Origin of the sequence: Kitasatospora sp. NPDC090091 (genome assembly GCF_044747365.1) — a bacterium.
GTDB lineage: Bacteria > Actinomycetota > Actinomycetes > Streptomycetales > Streptomycetaceae > Kitasatospora.
In genome coordinates this window covers 18,443-39,130 of record NZ_JBIVDY010000001.1, presented here as the reverse complement: position 1 = coordinate 39,130, position 20,688 = coordinate 18,443, and the positions used below count along the sequence as shown (strand labels likewise).

Annotated in this window: 21 protein-coding genes and 1 tRNA gene; 10 read left to right on the top strand and 12 right to left on the bottom strand. The window is 74.1% G+C overall.

Features of this window, described 5'->3' with window-relative positions; translation table 11 throughout:
* The first annotated feature begins 175 nt into the window (after positions 1–175).
* The 3 genes from ACIPSC_RS00175 (at position 176) to ACIPSC_RS00165 (ending at position 2,448) form a co-directional block, all read left to right on the top strand.
* Positions 176–886 (top strand): 4'-phosphopantetheinyl transferase family protein, encoded by a 711-nt coding sequence (locus tag ACIPSC_RS00175; RefSeq protein ID WP_400821849.1) that lies wholly within the window; start codon positions 176–178, stop codon positions 884–886.
* Between the two features lie 179 nt (positions 887–1,065).
* On the top strand, positions 1,066–1,548 hold the full coding sequence (locus ACIPSC_RS00170) for a DUF2269 family protein (RefSeq protein ID WP_400821848.1): 483 nt from the start codon (positions 1,066–1,068) through the stop codon (positions 1,546–1,548).
* A gap of 24 nt (positions 1,549–1,572) precedes the next feature.
* The gene (locus ACIPSC_RS00165; protein ID WP_400821847.1) at positions 1,573–2,448 is read left to right on the top strand and encodes a helix-turn-helix domain-containing protein; all 876 of its coding nucleotides are present in this window, start codon (positions 1,573–1,575) and stop codon (positions 2,446–2,448) included.
* Between the two features lie 25 nt (positions 2,449–2,473).
* Here the strand turns inward: ACIPSC_RS00165 and ACIPSC_RS00160 are convergent, their stop codons facing one another.
* A complete protein-coding gene (locus ACIPSC_RS00160; RefSeq protein ID WP_400821845.1) occupies positions 2,474–2,905 on the bottom strand; it encodes a hypothetical protein in 432 nt (143 codons plus the stop codon).
* A 228-nt stretch (positions 2,906–3,133) separates the two neighbouring features.
* Positions 3,134–4,165, bottom strand: coding sequence for an Lrp/AsnC family transcriptional regulator (locus tag ACIPSC_RS00155; protein ID WP_400821844.1), 1,032 nt, complete (start codon positions 4,163–4,165; stop codon positions 3,134–3,136).
* A 123-nt stretch (positions 4,166–4,288) separates the two neighbouring features.
* Between ACIPSC_RS00155 and ACIPSC_RS00150 the strand changes: the two genes are divergently transcribed.
* On the top strand, positions 4,289–5,101 hold the full coding sequence (locus tag ACIPSC_RS00150) for an inositol monophosphatase family protein (protein ID WP_400821843.1): 813 nt from the start codon (positions 4,289–4,291) through the stop codon (positions 5,099–5,101).
* A gap of 119 nt (positions 5,102–5,220) precedes the next feature.
* Here ACIPSC_RS00150 and ACIPSC_RS00145 read toward each other — a convergent pair whose 3' ends face one another.
* The 6 genes from ACIPSC_RS00145 to ACIPSC_RS00120 all read right to left on the bottom strand — a co-directional run bounded on the left by ACIPSC_RS00145 (position 5,221) and on the right by ACIPSC_RS00120 (position 12,020).
* Positions 5,221–6,183, bottom strand: coding sequence for an amidohydrolase family protein (locus tag ACIPSC_RS00145; RefSeq protein ID WP_400821842.1), 963 nt, complete (start codon positions 6,181–6,183; stop codon positions 5,221–5,223).
* Positions 6,180–7,814, bottom strand: a complete 1,635-nt coding sequence (locus tag ACIPSC_RS00140) for an acyl-CoA dehydrogenase family protein (RefSeq protein ID WP_400821841.1) — start codon at positions 7,812–7,814, stop codon at positions 6,180–6,182. Before ACIPSC_RS00140 ends, ACIPSC_RS00145 begins: the two co-directional genes overlap by 4 nt.
* Positions 7,798–8,538, bottom strand: coding sequence for a TetR/AcrR family transcriptional regulator (locus ACIPSC_RS00135; protein ID WP_400821839.1), 741 nt, complete (start codon positions 8,536–8,538; stop codon positions 7,798–7,800). Before ACIPSC_RS00135 ends, ACIPSC_RS00140 begins: the two co-directional genes overlap by 17 nt.
* A 190-nt stretch (positions 8,539–8,728) precedes the next feature.
* On the bottom strand, positions 8,729–10,201 hold the full coding sequence (locus ACIPSC_RS00130) for a S28 family serine protease (protein WP_400821838.1): 1,473 nt from the start codon (positions 10,199–10,201) through the stop codon (positions 8,729–8,731).
* Between the two features lie 141 nt (positions 10,202–10,342).
* Complete coding sequence (locus tag ACIPSC_RS00125) at positions 10,343–11,248, bottom strand: serine protease (protein WP_400821837.1); 906 nt, start codon at positions 11,246–11,248, stop codon at positions 10,343–10,345.
* A gap of 109 nt (positions 11,249–11,357) precedes the next feature.
* Positions 11,358–12,020 carry a TetR family transcriptional regulator gene (locus ACIPSC_RS00120; protein ID WP_400821836.1) on the bottom strand — a complete coding sequence of 221 codons (663 nt, stop codon included), beginning with the start codon at positions 12,018–12,020 and terminating at the stop codon, positions 11,358–11,360.
* 127 nt (positions 12,021–12,147) lie between these two features.
* Between ACIPSC_RS00120 and ACIPSC_RS00115 the strand changes: the two genes are divergently transcribed.
* The 3 genes from ACIPSC_RS00115 to ACIPSC_RS00105 all read left to right on the top strand — a co-directional run bounded on the left by ACIPSC_RS00115 (position 12,148) and on the right by ACIPSC_RS00105 (position 13,680).
* Positions 12,148–12,303 (top strand): hypothetical protein, encoded by a 156-nt coding sequence (locus ACIPSC_RS00115; protein ID WP_238740725.1) that lies wholly within the window; start codon positions 12,148–12,150, stop codon positions 12,301–12,303.
* Positions 12,304–12,362: 59 nt separating this feature from the next.
* The gene (locus ACIPSC_RS00110; RefSeq protein ID WP_400821835.1) at positions 12,363–12,677 is read left to right on the top strand and encodes a hypothetical protein; all 315 of its coding nucleotides are present in this window, start codon (positions 12,363–12,365) and stop codon (positions 12,675–12,677) included.
* A gap of 103 nt (positions 12,678–12,780) precedes the next feature.
* Positions 12,781–13,680 (top strand): metallophosphoesterase family protein, encoded by a 900-nt coding sequence (locus ACIPSC_RS00105; protein ID WP_400821834.1) that lies wholly within the window; start codon positions 12,781–12,783, stop codon positions 13,678–13,680.
* A gap of 94 nt (positions 13,681–13,774) precedes the next feature.
* Here the strand turns inward: ACIPSC_RS00105 and ACIPSC_RS00100 are convergent, their stop codons facing one another.
* From ACIPSC_RS00100 to ACIPSC_RS00090, 3 genes are all read right to left on the bottom strand, one after another.
* Entirely contained in the window at positions 13,775–16,318 is a 2,544-nt protein-coding gene (locus ACIPSC_RS00100; protein ID WP_400822465.1) for an ATP-dependent Clp protease ATP-binding subunit, read from the bottom strand.
* Positions 16,319–16,413: 95 nt separating this feature from the next.
* Positions 16,414–17,145 carry a VIT family protein gene (locus ACIPSC_RS00095; protein ID WP_400821832.1) on the bottom strand — a complete coding sequence of 244 codons (732 nt, stop codon included), beginning with the start codon at positions 17,143–17,145 and terminating at the stop codon, positions 16,414–16,416.
* Between the two features lie 133 nt (positions 17,146–17,278).
* A tRNA-Val gene (locus ACIPSC_RS00090) sits at positions 17,279–17,350 on the bottom strand.
* Between the two features lie 123 nt (positions 17,351–17,473).
* Between ACIPSC_RS00090 and ACIPSC_RS00085 the strand changes: the two genes are divergently transcribed.
* The 3 genes from ACIPSC_RS00085 to ACIPSC_RS00075 all read left to right on the top strand — a co-directional run bounded on the left by ACIPSC_RS00085 (position 17,474) and on the right by ACIPSC_RS00075 (position 19,698).
* Positions 17,474–18,892 carry a hypothetical protein gene (locus tag ACIPSC_RS00085; RefSeq protein WP_400821831.1) on the top strand — a complete coding sequence of 473 codons (1,419 nt, stop codon included), beginning with the start codon at positions 17,474–17,476 and terminating at the stop codon, positions 18,890–18,892.
* A gap of 91 nt (positions 18,893–18,983) precedes the next feature.
* Positions 18,984–19,454, top strand: coding sequence for a DUF4442 domain-containing protein (locus ACIPSC_RS00080; protein WP_400821830.1), 471 nt, complete (start codon positions 18,984–18,986; stop codon positions 19,452–19,454).
* A gap of 19 nt (positions 19,455–19,473) precedes the next feature.
* Entirely contained in the window at positions 19,474–19,698 is a 225-nt protein-coding gene (locus tag ACIPSC_RS00075; protein WP_395296334.1) for a zinc ribbon domain-containing protein, read from the top strand.
* A gap of 124 nt (positions 19,699–19,822) precedes the next feature.
* Here ACIPSC_RS00075 and ACIPSC_RS00070 read toward each other — a convergent pair whose 3' ends face one another.
* On the bottom strand, positions 19,823–20,686 hold the full coding sequence (locus ACIPSC_RS00070) for an HAD family hydrolase (protein ID WP_400821829.1): 864 nt from the start codon (positions 20,684–20,686) through the stop codon (positions 19,823–19,825).
* Positions 20,687–20,688: the final 2 nt, after the last annotated feature.

Genomic DNA, 20,688 nt, shown 5'->3' with positions numbered 1-20,688 from the left:
GCAGGCCGTACCGACCTGCCCCGCAGTTCACTTGATACCTGATCAATTCCGGCGGACTCATGACACAAGTCACGAAATCGGACGAAACATACCCTACGGACCATCAGCACCGATCCGGCAATCATCCGGACGGGCCAACGCGCCCGGCGCCTCCGCATCCGGTTAGGTTGGGGACATGACTTCCGAGGACCAGGACCCGCACGCCCCGATCGCCGCCGTGTCGGCCAGCGCGGACGTGCTGCGGCACCCCGAGGCCGGCGAGCACCTGCTCACCGCGGTCGAGCGCGAGCGCGCCGCGCGGTTCCGGCAGGAGTCCGGCCGGGTGGACTTCACGGCCGCGCACATCCTGGTCCGGCTCTGCGCCGCCCGCCTGCTCGGCGTGCCGGCCGACACGATCACGCTGGCCCAGTACTGCCCGGACTGCGGCAAGGCCGACCACGGCCGCCCCTACCTCCCGGACCACCCGGACGTCCACGTGAGCCTCTCGCACACCCACGGCGTGGTCGCGGCCGCCGCCGGCCACCACCCGGTCGGCGTCGACGTCGAGCTGACGGCGCGCAGCGGCTCGCTCCTCCAGGTCGCCGGCCGGGTGCTCGCCCCGGCGGAGCTGCAACAGGTGGAGGCGCACCCGGAGCCGGGCCGGGCGTTCCTGCGGCAGTGGGTGCGCAAGGAGTCGCTGATCAAGCTCGGGCGGACCAGCCTGGACGGGCTCGCCGAGGTCGACCTCTCCGCGCTGCCGCTGGACGTCCCGCCGGGCCGGCCGCTGCGCAGCCGCTACCAGGACCTCCACCTGGTCGACTGGACCGACCCCGTCCGGGGCGCGGTGATCTGCGCGGCGAGCACCGCGGCCCCGCGCATCGTGGTGCTGGCGTCCGAGGCCGGCTGAGGCCGCGGGGCCACCGGGCTCCCGGCCGCCCCCGGGCCGGCTCCGGGCCGCCGACCCGCGCGGACGACCTCCGGATAAGCGGTGTTAGCGTGCGTGCTCGGGGTCGGAACCGCACGCCCCGGCTGCCCGTGCCACCTCACCGGCGCGCAGCCCCCGTTGGATCAAGGGGTGTCCCCGCCATGGCCAAGTTCCTGCTGAGCCTGCACGTCCTCGCCTCGGTGCTGTTCATCGGCCCCGTCGCGGTGGCCGTCAGCATGTTCCCGCGGAAGGCCCGGGCCGCACTGGCCGGCGGGCCGGACCGGGCGGCCGACGCGGGAATCCTGCGCACGCTGCACCGGATCACCCAGGTCTACGCACTGCTGGGGATAGCCGTCCCGGTGATGGGCATCGGCGTCGCCCAGGTGATGGACGTGCTCGGACAGTCCTGGCTGATCGTCTCGATGGTGCTCACCGCGCTCGCGGGCCTCTCGCTGCTGCTCTTCGTCCTGCCCGCGCAGCAGGCCGCGGCGGACGCGCTCGACCTCGACGCCGACGCGGCGGAGCACGGCAAGGCCGTCCAGGGCCTCAAGCTGCTGCCGATGACGGCCGGGGTGTTCAACCTGCTCTGGGCCGTGGTCGTAGTTCTGATGATCATCCGACCCGGATCCACTACCGGAGTCTGATCCACGGCGGCTAGCGTGCCCGGTATGACGAGGACGACGGGCTCGGCGGGGACACCGGACAGGGCCGGGGCGGCCACCGCTCCGGCGGGCGGCGACACCGCCGCCGGTGTGGGGGCGCTGCTGCGCGGCTGGCGCGAACGGCGACAGCTCAGCCAGCTCCAACTCGCGCTCCGGGCCGACTCGTCGGCCCGGCACATCAGCTTCGTCGAGACCGGGCGCTCCCGGCCGAGCCAGGAGATGGTGCTGCGCCTCGCCGAGCACCTGGACGTCCCGGTGCGCGAACGCAACACGCTGCTGCTCGCCGCCGGCTACGCCCCGAAGTACGGGGAGACGCCGCTGGACGACCCGGCGATGGAGTCGCTGCGCAGCGGAGTGGAACGCCTGCTGCTCGCGCACGACCCGTACCCCGCGATCGTGGTGGACGGCACCTACCGGGTGCTCGCCACCAATCGGAGCATCGCCGTCCTGCTCGCCGGGGTGGCCCCGCACCTGCTGGAGCAGCCGCTCAACGCGATGCGGATCACCCTCCACCCGGAGGGCCTCGCCCCGCGGATCGTCAACCTGCGCCAGTGGCGGCGCCACCTGCTGGAGCAGATGGAGCGCCAGATCGCGCTGGTCCGCTCCGAGCCGCTGCGGGCGCTCTACGACGAGGTCAGCGCCTACCCGCTGCCCGCGAACCCGGCGATGGAGGACGTCAGCGAGGACGCCACCGAGCTGTTCCCCTTCGCGCTGCCGATGCGGGTCGCGCACGAGGGGCGGGTGCTGTCCTTCCTGTCCACCATCGCCACCTTCAACACGCCGCTGGACGTGACGGTCTCCGAGCTGGCGATGGAGACGTTCCTCCCGGCCGACCCGGAGACGGTCGCCTTCCTTCAGGGGACGGTGGCCGCCGCCGGCTGAGCCCCGACGAACGGGGCCGGGCCCTTCAGCGCCCGGCCTCCCGGACCTTGCGCAGCGCCGCGAACTGCAGGACGGCGAAGCCCAGCACGGTCGCGGCCTGCAGCGGGATCCAGACCAGGCCCGCGGTGGTCGGCTCCAGCCAGAGCTCCATCGCCACCAGGCTGAGCACCGGCCAGACGAGGTTGGCGTCGATCACCGCCCGGACGGCGAGCACCGGCGGCTGCCGCCGGGAGGCCAGAACGCCGACGGCGAGGCCGTAGACCAGCAGGAAGGCGCCGATGTCGACCAACGTGGCAGTGGCCGCACCGAGCAGGTCGCCGAGCGGGCCGGCGAGGGCGAGGTAGGCGAGGCCGTTGCCGCCGGTGACCACGGCGTCCAGGGCGAGCAGACGGCGCAGGGTGGTCAGCCGGGCGGCGGGGGCGGCGGTACGGGCGGCGGCGACGGTGTTCGCGGACATGGCGGATCAGCCTCCGGGAGGTCGACGGGGTGGGTGGGGAGGCGGTCCCGGGCGCTCGTTCGCTCTCCCGGACCGGATGACTCCACCCTGCCCGGCGCCGTGCGGGGCGTCGATTACCCCCGAGGTAATCGTCGGTCGCCGAGCCGGTGTCATCGGTGCCCCGCGTGCCCCGCGTGCCCCGTAGGCCCCACGTGCCCTGCGAACCCCGTGTGCCCGGACGGCGCCGGCTCAGCGCGCGGCGGCCCGACCGCCCCGGGGGCTCGCCGCGTTCGCCGCACCGGCGGCGTTCAACAGGATGCCCGCCCGCTTGACGGCCCGTCCGACGATCGCCGTCTCGGCCCGGGTGATGCCGAGCGGGCCGAGCGTCCCGGTGACGAAGCGGTAGAGGCCGCCGTGGTCCGCGCAGAACACGGTGGCCATCAGGTTGGCCGGGCCGCTGGTCGCGAACACCCCGTGCACCTGGGGGTGGCCGGCCAGCGCCGTGCCGACCTCGGCGAGCCGGCCCGGGGGCACGTCGAGCCAGAGGTTGGCGTCCACGGCCATGCCCAGCAGGCGCGGGTCGATCGTGGTGTGGGTGCGCAGCAGCCCGCCCTCGGCCAGCCGGTGCAGCCGGCGGCGGACGGTCGACTCCGGCGCGCCGACCGCCGCAGCGAGCGCGGCGTGGGACTGTCGGGCGTCGGTGCCGAGCCGCGCCAGCAGGGCGCGGTCGAGCGCGTCGAGCGGCGTCTCCCCCGCCGCCGGCCGCGGCACGGACGGCGGCGCCAGGGCGGCCGTCTCGGCCTCGTCCAGGTGGCCGGCCCGCCACTGGCCGGCGTCGGCGTAGGCGTGCAGCACGGCGTGGGTGGTGGTCTCGGTGACCGCCGCCGTGGCGGGCAGCTGCCCGTACAGCAGCCGGTCCCGGGAGCCGGCGTCGCTGAGCACCACCGCGCCGACCTCCTGGCCGCCGAGCATCACGTCCACGAACGGGACGTCCGAGCGGTCGGCCAGGGCCCGGGCGATCATGTCGACCTTGCCGCGGAGCACCCGGACCCGCAGCAGCAGCGCACCGACCGCCGCGTCCTCGACGTCGGGCATCCGGACCACCCGCAGCAGCCCGGACTGCTGGAGCCGGGTGAGGCGGCGGGTGACCGTGCGGGCGGAGACGCCGAGCACCTCGGCGATCCGGCCGGTCTCGGCGCGGCCGTCGACCTGGAGCGCGCAGACCAGCCGGCGGTCCAGCGTGTCCAGCACGGTGTCCGGATCGGCTGCTGAGAGGTCCATGATGTCCGATCTCCGTCGTCCGGCCCGGTTCGAGCGTCCTGTTCGGCAGCCCTGACGGTACTCCTTGTCCTGGCCGGCGGGGAGGTCCCGCTCGGCCCGGGGAACCGAGGAAGGGAGTCGGCGATGAACGACGAGGTCCGGGAGCTCAGGGAGCTGCTGCCGGGTGTCGAGGCGGCGGTCCGGGCGGTGGGCGCCCGGCTGGCGGCGGTGCGCCCGGCCGAGCCGATCCCCGGGCGGACGGCGGCGGAGGCGATGGCGCACTTCGCCGAACTGGACGGCCCGGCCGCCGCCGAGCTGCAGGCCCGGCTGTCCGAACTCCGGCCGGGGGCGGGCCGGGTGACGGACGAACTGGAGGGCGCGGTGCCGGCGGAGGGCGAGTGGTGGCTCTGCGACGCCACCGACGGCGCCGTGCAGTACCTGCTCGGGCAGCAGCAGTGGGCGGTCACCGCCACCCTGGTCCGGGACGGGGCCGCGGTGCTGGCCGTGGTGCACGCGCCGCAGCTCGGCGGGCGGACCTACCGCGCGGTGCGGGGCGGCGGGGCGGAGCTGGACGGGCGGCCCGTCACGCCGCCGGAGCGGGAGCTCGCGGTGGCCGTCGCCGGGACCAGCCAGCCGCCGCTGGTCGCCGCGGACGGGCCGGCGCTGCGCCGCGCCGGTGCCTCACTGACGGCGGTGCTGGCCGAGGTGCTGGCGGTGCGCAACCTCGGGCCGACCGCGCTGCAGGTGGCCCAGGTGGGATCCGGGCACCTGACGCTGTTCTGGGAGTACGGGGCGGACGCGGTCAACCTGCTGCCGGGCGCGCTGATCGCCGCCGAGGCGGGGGCGGCGGTGACGGACGCCGCCGGGGCGGCCTGGTCGGCCGCCTCCGACAGCTTCCTCGCCGCCCCGCCCGGGCTGCACGGGGAGGTGCTCCGGGTGCTCGCCACCGTGGCGTGAGCCCCGGTGGGGCCGGGGCCGGGGCGGCCGGGGACGGGGCGGCCGGGGACGGGGCGGCCGGGGACGGGCCCGGCTGCCCCGTCACCCGACCGCGCCGCCGGAGACGCCGGGCCCGCCCGTCAGCCGGCCGGATGCCCGGGCAGCCCGAACAGCCGGGCCGCGTTGTCGTGGCAGACCGCCCGCAGCCACTCCTCCCCCAGCCCCAGCCGCTCCAGCGCCTCCAGCTGGTGCCGGTACCGGTACGGGATGTTGGGGAAGTCGCTGCCGAGCAGGATCCGCTCCCGGAGCCCGGCCAGCCGCGGCAGTTCGGCGGGCGGGAACGGCGTGTCACGCTCGGCGAAGTCGGTGAAGGCGATGGTGGTGTCGAGCCGGACCTCCGGGTACCGCTCGGCGAGGTCGAGGAAGTCGGTGTACTCCGGCATCCCCAGATGGGCCACCACCAGCCGCAGCCGCGGGTGCCGGGCGAGCACCTCGCCGATCGGCCCCGCGCCGGTGAACTTGCCCGGGGCGGGACCCGAGCCGCAGTGTGTGACCACCGGTGTGCCGGTCTCGGCCAGCAGGCCCCAGACCTCGTCGAGCAGCCGGTCCGCCGGGTCGTACCCGCCGACCTGGAGGTGCGCCTTGAACACCCGGGCGCCGTCCGCGAGCGCCCGCGCCACGTACCCGGGCGCGCCGGGCTCCGGGAAGAAGGTGGCGGTGTGCAGGCAGTCCGGGGTGCGGGCGGCGAAGCCGGCGGCCCAGCCGTTGAGCCAGTCGGCCATGCCGGGCTTGTGCGGGTAGAGCATGGAGGTGAACGCCCGGACGCCGAAGTCCCTCAGCCGGGCGACCCGTTCGTCCTCGGCCTCGCGGTAGGTGATCGGCCACGGCCGGTCCACCAGCGGGCCGGCGGCGTCGAAGTACGCCCACACCTTGTCCAGGACGTTCTGCGGCATGAAGTGGGTGTGCACGTCGATCAGGCCGGGGAGGCCGAGGCCCTGCCAGAAGGCCCGGACCTCGGCCGCCTCCGCGGCGTCTCCCTGCCCGGCGGCGTCGGCCTGACCGGCCGCCCGCTGCCCGGTGGCGTCCTGGTGCGCGCCGCTCATGCGGGCACCGGGCGGGCACGGTCGATGATCGCCCCGGCGTCCACGCCCGCGGGCAGCGTGCCGAAGGCGGCGCCGTGGTCGCCGCCGAGGCGGGAGGCGCAGAAGGCGTCGGCCACCGCCGGGTCGCCGTGGCGCACCAGCAGCGACCCCTGGAAGACCAGCGCCATCGACTCGACCAGCCGGCGGGTGCGGAACTCCAGCTCGCCCGGGTCGGCGAGCTGCTTGCGCAGGTCGGCCACGGCCGCGTCGAGCCGGCGGTCCGCGCCGGCCGCCGCGTCCACTTCGCCGAGGAAGGCCTCGACGGTCTCCGGGCGCCTGGCCATGGCGCGCAGCGCGTCCAGGGCGGCGACGTTGCCGGAGCCCTCCCAGATCGAGACCAGCGGCGCCTCCCGGTAGAGCCGGGGCATGCCGGACTCCTCGACGTACCCGTTGCCGCCGAGGCACTCCAGCGCCTCGGCGGCGTGCGCCGGACCGCGCTTGCAGACCCAGTACTTGCTCACCGCCAGCCCGAGCCGCCGGACCAGCGTCTCGGTCTCGTCCCCGGCCAGCGCGCCGTCGGTGGCCTGGGCGAGGCGCATCGCGACCGTGGTGGCCGCCTCCGACTCGACGACCAGGTCGGCGAGCACGTTGCGCATCAGCGGCTGGTCGACCAGCGCCCGGCCGAACGCCTGGCGGTGGAGCGCGTGGTGCACCGCGCGGGTGGCCCCCAGACGCATGCCGGAGGCGGCGCCGACGGTGCAGTCGAGCCGGGTCATGTTGACCATCTCGATGATGGTCGGCACGCCGCGCCCCTCCTCGCCGACCAGCCAGCCGACCGCGCCGTCGTACTCGATCTCGGCGGAGGCGTTGGACTTGTTGCCCAGCTTGTCCTTGAGCCGCTGGAGGTGGAAGCGGTTGCGACCGCCGTCGGGCAGGATCCGCGGCACCATGAAGCAGCTGAGCCCGCCCGGCGCCTGGGCGAGCGTCAGGAAGAGGTCGGACATCGGCGCCGAGGTGAACCACTTGTGGCCGGTGAGCCGGTAGGTGCCGTCCGCGTGCGGGACGGCGGTGGTGGTGTTGGTCCGGACGTCCGAGCCGCCTTGCTTCTCGGTCATCGACATCCCGGCGATGAGCCCGCGCTTGCCGTGCGGCTCGCGCAGCCCGAAGTCGTACTCCCGGGAGGCCAGCAGCGGCTCCAGCTCGGCCGCGAGCGAGGGGGTCGCGCGCAGGGCCGGGACGGCGGCGTAGGTCATCGAGATCGGGCAGGTGTGGCCGGCCTCGACCTGGCCCCAGACGAGGAACTTCGCCGCGCGGGCGGAGTGCGCGCCCGGCCGATCGTCCTGCCACGGGGCGGCGTGCAGGCCGTGGCCGACGGCGGTGCGCATCAGCTCGTGCCAGTACGGGTGGAACTCGACCTCGTCGATCCGGTGCCCGAAGCGGTCGTGGGTGCGCAGGACGGGCGGGTTCTCGTTGGCCAGCCGGCCCCACTCGGCGGCCTGCTCGGAGCCGGCCAGGCGGCCGAGCTCGTGCAGCTCGTCCTCGGCCCAGCCGGCGCCGGCCCGGTGCAGGGCGGCGATCAGGGCCGGGTCGGCGGCGGTGTCGTGTCCGTACGGCAGGGGCACCTGGTTGGTGACCTCATGCGTCGTTGTCATCGCGTCCTCCCAGGGCACGCAGGGTGAAGGAGACCAGGGCGGGGACGACGTCGGGCAGGGCGTCCCCGGGGGCGGGTGCGGCGGTCGGCACCGGTGCCGGTACCGGTACCGGCGCTTGGGCGTGTTCCGGCGCTTGGCCGTGTGCTTGGGCTGGGCCGGGTGCTTGGCCGTGTGCTCGGGCTCGTGGTGCGGGGGCGGCCGCGAGCGGCCCGGCCAGCGCCTCGCCGACCGCGCCGACGATCGCGGCGGCGGTCAGCTCCGGGTCCTGCCGGGGCAGCCGGCCGGCCGCCAGCGCGACCGCGATCTCGGCGGCGATCACGTCGCGGAACGCCCGCCGGAAGACCAGCCGCTCGGCGTCCACGACGGCATCGGCCGGCTCGACCAGCAGCGCGTGGGCGAGCCGCGGTGCACGCAGGGCACGGGCTGCGAAGGTCTCCACCACCGCGGCGATCCGCTGCTCCGGGGTCTCGCGGCGGGCGACGGCCTCGTGGACGGCGTCGATCTCCCGGTTCACCACCCGGCGGAACAGCTCGACCGACAGCTCGGCCTTGTTGGCGAAGTGCTGGTAGAGACTGCCGGTGGCGATCCCGGCGCGGTCCGCCACCGCCGCCATCGAGCAGCCGCCGTACCCGCGCTCGGCGAGGAGCCCGACCGCGGCCTGGAGCACCGCTTCGCGCTGGGCGTCGAGCCGGGCTTGGACGGCGGGCGTGCGTCGGTAGGCCATGGAAGCATTGAAGCACTGATTCAGTGCTTCGGGGAGAGGACGCGCGCACTCGTTCCCGCGCGTCCGCACTGACGCCTGCGCCTGCGCCTGCGTCCGCGTCCGCGTCCGATCCGCGCCCGCTCCCGCACAGGGCATGCGAAGGGGCCACCCCCCGGCACGGTGCCGGCGGGTGGCCCCGAAGGGACAGGCCTCAGGGGCGGTCCCGCTCGACCTTCAGGCCCTCCTCGTCCAGCGGGCCGAACGGCGGGATCCGGTGGCTCTGGGCGAGCGACCGCGCGCCCGCGGCGTCGGCCAGGCCGGCCCACTCCAGCACCTTGGCGGTGGCCTCCGTCGACTCCGCCGCCGGCAGCTTGCCGATGTTGGAGCCGTGGTTGCCGCCGGGCACGGTGTAGACGTAGCTGTCCTCACTGCCCCAGCCCAGCCGGAACGGCTCGGCGCCCCACGGGTCGTTCTGCCCGTAGATGAAGATGATCCGCTCGGACGAGTGCCGCACCCACCGGTCGATGTCGCGCATCGCGGACGGGTCGAAGCGCATCGGGATGTTCTTCGGCACGTACGTCCGCGGCGAGTACAACTCCTTGAAGTCGTAGTGCTGCACGCCCTTGAGGTGCGGCACGGCGAAGGTGGGCGAGCCCAGCTCGGTGCCCGCCTGGTAGTAGTACGGCGTGTACGTTTCGAGCGACTGGTCGCTGTTGCCGGTGATGCCGACCTGCGCGTCGAACCACGCGTACAGCTGGTCGTCGGTGGCGGTGGCCGCGGCCGGCACGTTGGCGCAGTCCGCCTCGGTGCTGTACTGCCAGAACGCCCAGACCGTGTCGAGCACCCCGGCCTCGTACGCCCGGTCGGCACTGCCCGTGGTGGTGAACGTCGAACCCGCGGCGGCGTTGTCGGCCACGTAACGGGCCTCCAGGCGGTCGCGGCGGACCAGCAGCTCACGCTGGGCGGCCGAGAGCGCGGCGCGGCACTCCGGGGTGCCGACGTTCTGGAAGAACTCGGTGTAGGCGGAGTCCTCGCGGTTGTCGACGTCGTTCGGCGCGACGTAGGCGATGGTGCCGTTCACGTCGTCGGGGAAGAAGCGGCGGTGGTAGGTGGAGGACATGCCGCCCTTGCTGGCCCCGGTGGAGAGCCACTCGCGCTGGTAGATCCGCTTGAGCGCGGTGATGATCCGGTGCGAGTCGGTGGCGGCCTGCCGGATGCCGGCCTTGGTCCAGTCGGCGGGCTCCGGGCGGGACGGCGTGAAGTAGCGGTACTCGATCGAGACCTGGTTGCCGTCGGTCAGCCGGGCCGGCTCGGTGCGGGACGGAGTGGTGCGCAGCGTGTAGCCGTTGGTGTAGAAGACGGTCGGGCGGTCGTAGCCGCGGTGCAGCACGCTCAGCCGCTGCTGGAAGGTGCCCAGCCAGGGGCGGAAGTGGTCGATCGGCTGGGTGTAGGTGAGCAGGAAGTAGCGGTGCTCGGCGTCGGTGGGCTTCTCCTCGGTGACGGTCATGCCGGGGATCGCCGCGAGCCGGTCCTTGATGTCGGCCGAGGGGTCGTCGGCGACGGAGCCGGCCGCGCCGGCGGCCGCCCCCGGGTCGGGCTGCGCCAGGGCGGGCGTCGCCGCGCCGAGGCCGAGCAGCGGTATGAGCAGGACGGCGACCAGCAGCCTTCTGAGCTTGGTTGACATCAACTCTCCATCGGATCAACGGAACTGTCGGAAACTCTCCGGCAGCCGGCGGGCGGCTGCCGGTCGGGTCGGCCGTCCGGTAGACGGCCGAGTGGGCCACCCGCGGGATCGCGGATGGCCCACCGGCGAAAGGTGTGCTGGTCAGGGGCGCGGCAGGGTGCAGCCGGGCAGGGTGAGGTCGAGGCGGTTGCCGGAGGCGAAGCAGGCCGGGATGCCGTAGGTCTCCTGGGCGTAATTGATGCCCTGGCGGACGGTCACCACACCGTTCGGGTCGACCTCGCAGGGGTTGTTGTCGGTGCAGCGCTGGCCGTCCTCGTTGCCCGTGTTGTTCACGGCGACGACCTGGCCGGTGTTGACGTCGACCACGGGCGAGCCGGAGGTGCCGCCGATGGTGTTGCAGCTGGAGGTGTAGCGGACCGAGTCCTTCCAGGTCCAGCTGCCCTCCTTCAGCCGGTAGGCGAAGCCGTCGATCGAGCAGGAGTAGATCTTCTTCCAGTACCCGGAGACGACCTTGATCGGGGTGCCCTGCGCCGGGTGGCTCGCCGAGATGGTGAGCGGGGCGATGCCGTAGCGCGACTGGATCGAGGCGTAGGTGGTGTTCAGCTGGTAGATCGACACGTCGGTGTCGGTCATCGTCCCGTAGACCACCTTGGTGGCGCGCAGCGTGGCGGCCTTCCCGCCGGTGGAGTTGAGCAGCGTGAAGGACCGGCTGGAGGACTGGTTGACGAGCACTTCACCGGGTCCGGGGAACCCGGTCTCCAGGCAGTGGCCGTTGGAGAGGACGAGTGCCGGGTCGCCGGCGGCGGAGCCGGGGAGCCGGACCAGCGAGCCGGAGCAGTTGCTGAGCGCCACCGTCCCGGCGAAGTTCACGGCGGCGGCCTGCGCCTGCCCCTGCGCCAGGGACTGGCCCTGGTCCTGCGTTTCGGTCCCGGCCGCGGCGAGGGCGGTCGGCGAGGGGGCGGCCGCCGCCGCGCCGGGGGCGCCGGCCAGGGCGGTGGCCCCGGCGAACAGGAGCGTGGCGAGCATGCCTATGAGCGGCTTCTTCATGAGAGACCTCTCGTTGTGGGGGTGCACCAAAGCTGGCGCGGACATGACGTGATGTCAAGAGTCCGACCACAACGGAGAGGTCAGGTCCGGCCGGTCCGGCCGGCGGGGTTCAACTGCCGTGCCAGTGGCGGCGTCCGAGGCTGATCAGCCGCAGCTGGAAGCCGGCCGCGGCCGCGATCCGCCGCACGGCGGCCGGGTCGCCGGCCGAGTCGGAGGCAGGGCCGGCATTGGGGGCCTCCAACGCCTCCAGAAAGGCGGCAGCCGTGGAGACCATCCGGTCGACGTAGAGCTCGGCCAGCATCCGCAGGTCCTCCGGGCTCCACCCCTCGGACGCGGGCTGGAGCGCCAGCGCCGCGCCGACCTCCGCGGCGAAGCGCCCCAGCTCCGCGTCGATCGCCTCGCGCACCTGGCGGACGCCGCCGTGCCGCTCCCGCGCGAGGAAGCGCACGTGCGGGCGGTGGTCGCGGACGTGCTGCTCGATCACCTCCACCGCCCGGTCGATCACCTCCTCGGCCCCGTCCCCGCCGGCGAGCACCGAGCGGATCATGACGTGGAGGCTGGCGAGCGACTCCTCGACCAGGGCCACGCCGAGCGCGGCAAGGTCGGGGAAGTGCCGGTAGAACGCGGCCGGCGAGAGCCCGGCAGCACGGGTGACCTCGCGCACGCCGAGGCTCGCCAGGTTCTGATCCGCCAACAGGTGCAGTCCGGCATCCAGCAAGGCGCGCCGACTCTGCTGCTTCTGGGCCTGTCTGGCCCCCATGGTGTGACTCACGCCATTCAGTAAACAAGTGTTTGCCGAACTTGGCCAGCCGGGCGTAGAGTGGCAGAGGATTCAGCGAACAGTTGTAAACCGAACGTCGTGCCGATCCTGCCGCGCACGGCCTCTGGAGGGGACCGCCATGATCCTGCTCACCGCCCTCATCGCCCTGGGCGCCCTGGTCGGCGCCGCCGCCCACACCTCGCTCCCGGTCTTCCTCACCGCCTCCGCCGCCATCACCGCCTGGCTGCTGGCGTTCGGCGCCCGCGAGGGCCTCGCCCGGCTGCGGCAGCGCTGAAGCACCACCACGTCCGCTTCCGTCCGCGCTCTTCCACCTCCGGAAGGACCACCGCCACCATGAGCACCGTCACGCCCGACCCCGCCACCGTCGCCGCCGCGCGCCCCCGGACGGCCGCCGCCGCGCCCCGTCACAGCACCGCTGAGGCCGACAACCTGGCCGTCGCCTCGTTCCTGCTCGGCCTGCCGGGCCTGCTGCTCTTCAACCTCGTCCTCGGCCCGCTCGCGATCACCCTCGCCACGCTCGCCCTGGTCCGCGGCACCAGCCGCCGCGGCCGCGCCGTCCTGGGCCTCGTGCTCGGCGTCGCCGCGCTGGTCATCCTCGTCGTCACCAACGCCACCGCCCACGGGATGCTCTGGCAGATCGGCGACTGAGCCCCGCTCAGGACCGCCCGCCGCAGCCACCGGCATGATCCGGCCAACCCGGGACACCGTCCGCATCCACCACGTACTGTGGCGCCATGGGCCGGGTGACCACATGGGGGCTGAAGTGACCACCGAGAACCGGAGCGGCGCGGGCGCCGCACGGGCGGGAGGGGCCGGCCGGGCCGGCCGTCTGCTCGCCGTGAGCGACCTGCACATCTCCTACCAGGAGAACCGCGACCTGGTGGAGAAGCTGCAGCCCGAGTCCCCCGACGACTGGCTGATCGTCGCCGGCGACGTCGCCGAGCTCACCACCTCGATCGAGTGGGCCATGGGGCTGCTGGCCGAGCGCTTCGCCCGGGTGATCTGGGCCCCCGGCAACCACGAGCTCTGGACCCACCCCGACGACCCGGTGCAGTTGCGCGGCGTGGCCCGCTACGAGCACCTGGTGGAACTCTGCCGCGGACTCGGCGTCGTGACCCCCGAGGACCCGTACCCCGTCTGGGAGGGCGCCGGCGGCCCGGTCGCCGTCGCGCCGCTGTTCCTGCTGTACGACTACTCCTTCCGGGCCCCGGGGACGACCACCAAGGAGGAGTCCCTGGCCGCCGCCTACAGCAGCGGTGTGGTCTGCACGGACGAGCGGATGCTCCACCCCGACCCGTTCCCGGACCGCGACTCCTGGTGCCGCGAACGCGTCCGCCTCACCGAGGAGCGGCTCGCGGCCCACGACCCGGAGCTGCCGCTCGTCCTGGTCAACCACTACCCGCTGGTCCGCCAGCCCACCGAGGTCCTCTGGTACCCGGAGTTCGCCCAGTGGTGCGGCACCGAGCTGACCGCCGACTGGCACCGCCGCTTCAACACCGCCGCGATGATCTACGGCCACCTGCACATCCCCCGGGTGACCACCTACGACGGCATCCGCTTCGAGGAGGTCTCGCTGGGCTACCCCCGGGAGTGGCACCGCCGCGGGCTGCCCGACCCGCTGCTGCGGGAGGTCTTCCCGCAGCAGGGCTGAGGCCTCAGGCGAGGACGACGACGAGGCGGGTGCGGTACCTCGGCACCGCACCCGCCCTCGCCCTCGCTCTTCTCGCGATCCCGTCGGCCGGCGGCTACACGGCGGCGGGCACCGCCGCCGCCGGCCCGGACGCCGAGGGCTCCGGCCGGGCCGCCGAGGGCTCCGGCCGGGCCACCGCCACCACGAGGTCGCCGTCGCTCACCTCGGCGAGCAGCGTGTCCCCCTCCTGCACCGTGCCGTCCAGCAGCAGGTTGGAGATCCGGTTGTCCAGCTCCGACTGAATCGTCCGGCGCAACGGCCGTGCCCCGAACTCCGGTTGGTAGCCCCGGTTCACCAGCCACTCCTTGGCACCCTCGGTGACCTCCAGCCGGACGTCCTGCGCCTTCAGCCTGCGCCGGCTGCGCTCCAGCAGCAGGTCCACCACCTGGAGCAGGTCCTTCCGGGTGAGCGCCTGGAAGACGATCACCTCGTCGATCCGGTTCAGGAACTCCGGGCGGAACTGCGTCCGGAGGTCGCGCATCAGGTCGTCGCGGATCTCGTCCACGTCACCGGCGTGGTCGAGGATCCGCGGCGAACCGATGTTGCTGGTCATGATCACCACGGTGTTGCGGAAGTCGACCGTGCGCCCCTGGGAGTCCGTCAGCCGGCCGTCGTCCAGCACCTGGAGCAGCAGGTTGAAGACGTCCGGGTGCGCCTTCTCCACCTCGTCGAAGAGCAGCACGCTGTACGGCTTGCGGCGGACGGCCTCGGTGAGCTGCCCGGCCTCCTCGTAGCCGACGTACCCGGGCGGGGAGCCGACCAGCCGGGACACGGTGTGCTTCTCCTGGAACTCGCTCATGTCGAAGCGGATCATCCGGTCCGGGTCGCCGAACAGCAGCGCGGCCAGCGCCTTGGCCAGCTCGGTCTTGCCGACCCCGGTCGGGCCGAGAAAGAGGAAGGAGCCGGTCGGACGCTCCGGGTCGCCCATCCCGGCCCGGCCGCGCCGCACCGCCTGGGCGACCGCGGTGACCGCCTGGTCCTGCCCGATCACCTTCTCGTGGAGGTGCTGCTCCAGCCGGAGCAGGCGCTCCCGCTCGGTCGCGTTCAGCTCGGCGACCGGGATGCCGGTCCGGCGCGAGAGCACCTGCGCGATGTCGTCGGCGGTGACGTCGACGACCTCCTCGCGGGACTCCCCGATCACCGCCAGCTCGTCCTCGGTCTGCCGCAGCTCGGTCTTCAGGTTGGCCGCCCGTACGAACTCCTCGTCCGCGACGGCCTCCTCCAACTCGCGGCGCAACTTGGTGATCCGGTCCTGCACCGGCATCGCCTCGGTGGAGGCGCTCAGGCTGCGCAGCCGCACCCGCGCCCCGGCCTGGTCCAGCAGGTCGATCGCCTTGTCCGGCAGGAAGCGGTCGCTGACGTAGCGGTCGGACAGGGTCGCGGCGGCCGCCAGCGCCTCGTCGGTGAACCGCACCTGGTGGTGCGCCTCGTACGCGTCCCGCAGGCCCCGCAGGATCTCGATCGTCTCCGCGACGCTCGGCTCCGGCACCAGCACCGGCTGGAAGCGGCGCTCCAGCGCGGCGTCCTTCTCCACGTGCTTGCGGTACTCGTCCAGCGTGGTGGCGCCGACCACGCTCAACTCCCCGCGGGCCAAGGCCGGTTTGAGGATGTTGCCGGCATCTGTCGAGCCCTCGCCGCCCCCGCCCGCGCCGACCACGGTGTGCAGCTCGTCCAGGAAGAGGATCACGCTCTTCTCCGCCGCCGTGACCTCGTCGATCACCGACTTCAGGCGCTCCTCGAACTCCCCCCGGTACTTGGAGCCCGCCACCAGCGCGGTCAGGTCGAGCGAGACCACCCGCTTCTCCTTGAGGCTCTGCGGCACGTCGCCCGAGACGATCCGCTGCGCCAGCCCCTCGACGATCGCGGTCTTGCCGACACCCGGCTCACCGATCAGCACCGGGTTGTTCTTGGTGCGGCGGGAGAGGATCTCGACGGTCTGCTCGATCTCCTCGGCCCGGCCCACCACCAGGTCCAGCCGCCCGGCCCGGGCCTCGTCGGTGAGATCGCGGCCGTACTCGTCCAGCGTGGGAGTCGAGCTGGGGTGCGCGCCGGTGCTGCTGCGCTCGCCGCCCACGCCCCGCCCGTCCAGCACCGTGCGCAGCGCCTCCTGCGAGGGCGCCGCCTCGCGCAGCGCCGTGCCCGCGCCCGACCGCTCCTCCTCCAGCAACGCGCCGAGGATGTGCTCCGGCCCGATGTACGACGCCCCCACCGCCTGGGAGCGGGCGTGGGCGGCGAGCAGTGCGCGCTTGGCCGACGGGGTGAGCGAGGGCTGCCCGCTCGGCGTGACCGGCCCGTCCCCCACCGGCAGGGCCTTGCTCAGGTCGTCGGCCAGCTGCTTCGGGTCGACCCCCGCGCGCTCCAGCATCCGGCGCGAGGGCTCCACCCGGGTGGCCGCCCAGACGAGGTGCCCGGTGTCGAGGTTGCTGCTGCCGTCCTCGACGGCCCGCTGCGCGGCCAGGGAGAGCAGCTCCTGCGCGGACTCGCTCAGCAACCGCCCGATCGGCACCCGCTGGACGGCGGGCGGGGAGGCCATCGGGCTCATTCCGAAGAAGCGGCTGAGCAGATCGGAGAACGGATCGTTCGATCCGAACGGGGGCATCGTCACGGTGGACCACCTCTCCCAAGGGTTTGGGCCCACACAAACACAGCCCCCCGCGGCCCGCCTGTCGGGACGACAAGGCCCGGAGCGCTGCGCTATCCCGTGACGTGATCGAGCAGCACGCCGCCGCTGTACGTCACCACCATCGCCAGCGCGCCGCCCACGACGTTCCGCAGCACCGCCCGGGCCGGCCCCGCGCCGCCCAGCCGGGCGCTCGTCCAGCCCGACACCGTCAACGCGACCAGCACCGCCGCCACGGTCACCGCCAACCGCCAGTCCTGCGGCGGCAGCAGCACCGCGAGCAGCGGCACCAGCGCGCCCAGCGTGAACGCGGCGGCGCTGGCGAGCGCCGCCTCCCAGGGGTTGGTCAGCGCCTTCGGGTCGATGCCCAGCTCGGTGTGCGCGTGCGCCGCCAGCGCGTCCCGCTCGGTCAGCGCCACGGCCACCTGCCGCGCCAGCCCGTCGTTCAGCCCGCTCCCCCGGAAGAAGTCGGTCAGCTCGTCCAGCTCCCCCTCCGGGTCCTCCGCCAGCTCCCGCCGCTCCTTCGCCAGCGCCGCCCGCTCGGTGTCCCGCTGGGTGCTGACCGAGACGTACTCCCCCGCCGCCATCGACATCGCCCCCGCCAACAGCCCCGCCACCCCCGCCGCCACCAGCGCCGTCCGCGACCCGGACGCCCCGGCGACACCCGTCACGATCCCCGCCGTGGACACCACCCCGTCATTGGCCCCCAGCACGGCCGCCCGCAACCAGTTCAGCCGCGCCGACAACTCCGCCCGACTCTCCCCCGCCCCGGCCGCCCCGACCTGGTCCTCCATCAGCGACCACATCCACTCGTCTCTCCACCCCCACCACCCCCCGATCCTCCCCCGCCCCACCCCCACCCGCCTCCCAACAGCCCCCCGGAAACGACCGAGGGCCAGTTCGTGAGGATCACTCCTCCGAACTGGCCCTTCTCATCTGTGGGCGCGGACGGTTTCGAACCGCCGACATCTGCTTTGTAAGAGCAGCGCTCTACCACTGAGCTACGCGCCCCCGGCGTGGCCCGGGAGGGGGCGACGACGACTGCCTAGGGTACCTGGTCCGGGCGGTGGTCCGGTGCACGTGGTCGGTGAGTGGGACGGGTGGGGTGCCGGTGGGGTGGGGTGATCGGGAAGAATGGGCGGGAGGATCAGCGGTCGGAGCAGGGAGCGCGCAGTGAGGGTGGCCGGCGGGAGCAGGCGGGGGCGGCGGCCGGGGAGTGCGGTGGCCGAGGCGCTGGTGCTGCCGCTGGTGGTCGCGGGCGCGCTGGCGGCGGCCGGGGCGGCGTCGTTCGGCAGTGCCGGCGGTGGGCGCGGCGGCTGGTGGGGGCGGCGCAGCGGTGAGGGGATGCGGGCCGAGGCCAAGGCGGCCCGGGACGCGGCGCAGCAGGCGTTCTACGAGCTGGACTCGACCCAGCGCGAGGTGCGGCTGGCGGTGGAGACGGTGCGTGCGGCCGCGGACGGGGCGACGGCCCAGCGGGCGGCAACGGACTTCGAGGCGATCTCCGGCCGGGTCGACCAGGTGACGGTGAACTACCTCGCGGCGTTGGACGCGCACGATCTGGACGCGGCGGAGCTGGAGTCCGGGGCTGCGGCGCGGGCGCGGCACCAGTTGGAGGACGTGAAGGGGCAGCTCGGTTCCGCGCAGGCGGAGCTGAACGGGTTCCTGGAGCGGCTGCAGCCGGTGCTGCAGCACGCGGAGTCGCAGCTGATGCGGGTGACGCCGGCGGTGGAGCAGGCGAAGCGGTCGTTGCTGGCTGCGACCACCGCGCTGGAGGCGGTGCGCGGGGCGGGGCTGAAGGCGGACGACCTGGCGGCCCGGCTGGCCGAGCTGGCGCCGGAGCTGGGCCGGCTGAACGAGGGAGCGGCCCGGCACGGTGTGGCGGTGACGCTGCAGCGGGCCGAGCGGGTGACGGAGCGGGCGGACGCGATCACCGCCGACGCGGAGCACCTGCCGGAGCGGGCCCGGGAGATCGACCGGCGGGTGGCCAGCCTGCGGACCCGGATCCAGGCGCTGGAGACGAAGGCCGCCACGGTCGAGCCGGCGCTGAGCGAGCTGCGGCGGCGGTTCTCCACGGCGTGCTGGCAGGACCTCCAGCGGGTGCCGGACCAGGTCGCGGAGACCGGGCGGGCGGCGGAGCAGAAGCTCACGGAGGCGGCGCGGGCGCGCGACGAGCAGCGCTGGGCGGACGCGACGGGCGCGATCGGCACGGTGCGCGCCCTGCTCGACACCGCGGACGGCTCGGTGGTCGCGGTGAACGAGCGGCTGCGGCAGCTGAACGAGGTGCAGCACGACCCGAACCGGGAGGTCGAGCGGACCAGGTTCGCCCTGCGCGACGCGCAGCGGCTGGCGATGGCGGGACGGCAGGCGCCGGACCCGCGGCACGCCGCTCCGCTGGATGCGGCGGTCGGCCGGCTGGACCGGGCGGTCGCGGAGCTGGAGGCGGCCGGCCGGCACCCCGACTACTGGCACTTCCTCACCGAGCTGGCGGGGGTGCGGGAGACCGCAGCGCAGGTGGTGGGGATGATCCGCGGGGACATCGGCGGCCACCGGTAGGAGGTGGCGGAGAAGAGCGGCGGAGGAGAAGGAGAGGGCCTCCCGCCAAGAAGGGTTACCCGTGAGTAACTTCGTGGGCTAGAGTCGCGCCATGGCTCGTAAGCGCAACGTCTCCGCCCGCACGTTCCGGCGCGGCATCAACCTCTGGCCGCCCTTCCTCTTCGCCGGGATCAAGGTCCTGGGCGTCTCGGACGACTACCGCCGGGCGAAGGTCCGGCTCCGGCTCGGGCGGCTGAACCGCAACTGGGTGGGCACGCACTTCGGCGGCTCGATCTTCGCGATGACCGACCCGTTCTGGATGCTGCTGGTGATGCAGAACCTCGGGCGCGACTACGTCGTCTGGGACGCCGCCGCCGAGATCAGCTTCGTCTCGCCCGGACGCGGCGACATCTTCGCCGAGTTCGTGCTCACCGACGACCGCCTGGCCGAGATCCGCGAGCTCACGCAGGAGGGCAAGAAGGCGCTGGTCTGGTTCGACACCGAGGTGCTGGCGGCGGACGGTTCGGTGGTGGCCCGGGTCCGCAAGCAGTTGTACGTCCGCGAGAAGCGCCGCACGGCCTGAGGCTGGGTACCCTGCCGGTATGCCACGTTACGACTTCCGCTGCCGCTCCTGCGGGGCCACCTTCGAACTCCGCCGCACGATGGCCCAGGCCAACGACCCGGCGGTCTGCCCGCAGGGGCACGAGGACACCGTGAAGCTGCTGTCGACCGTCGCCGTCACCGGCGCCGCGTCCGGCGGCGCCCCGCAGCAGGCCCCGTCCGGGGGCGGGGGCGGCGGCTGCTGCGGGGGCGGCTGCTGCGGCTGAGCGGCCGGTCGCCCGGGGGGCGTCCCGGCCGAGGCCGACCGACGCCCCCGCTCACGGAACAGCCCCCGCCCGCGGACGCCCCTGCTCACAGAACAGCCCCCTCCCACGGAACAGCCGCCGCGCGCTACCCCGCCGCGACGGCGTCCACCACGTCCACAGCGCCCCGGACCCGGGCCAGGAACTGACGGACGATCTCCTCCCCCGCCGCCACGCCGACCTGGTCGAGCGCGGTGACGCCCGGCGCCGTCCAGCCGCTGTCGGCCAGCTCGCCGTGCCCCGGACGCCAGGCGGCGTCGGCCGCGAGCAGCAGGTCCGCGTCGAGCAGCGAGTCGCCGGCCGCCAGCACGGTGGCCGCGCCGACCCGGCGCTCGACCTCGGCCAGCGCCGCGCTCTTGCTGAGCGGCGCCGGCACGGCGTACACCTTGCGGCCCTGGAGCGAGACGTTCCAGCCGCGCTCGGCGCACCAGCCGGTCAGCTCCTCCAGCCAGCCGGCCGGCAACTCGGCGCGCTCCACGACCAGGTAGGCGAAGAGGTCGTCGGCGACCCGCCGCTTGTGCGTCCACTCCGGGTCGGCGCAGAGCGCCAGGTGCTCGACCACCTCGGCCAGCGGCACCGAGGTCGCGGCCAGCCGACCGGCCACCTCCGCCTGCCAGTCCTCGTCCGGCACGCCGTCGACCAGCAGGCGCCCGCCGTTGCTGCAGATCGCGTACGCGGGGATCCAACCGGGCGTCGGGCCGGGCAGGTTGACGCGCTCGTACTGCGTCCTGGTCCGGGTGGTGGCCGGCACGAGGAGGGCCTCGCGGGCGAGCTCGACCAGCATGGCGGCGGCCTGCTCGGTCATGAACGACAGCGCCTTGCCGTCGTGCACCTCGACCGAGAGCAGGCGCGGCGCGAGCCGGTCGGGCACCTCGAGCGCGAGGGCGCGGTTGGAGTAGATCAGCGTGCGGTCGAGGTCGCTCGCGACCAGGAAGCTACCGGTGCTGCTCATCG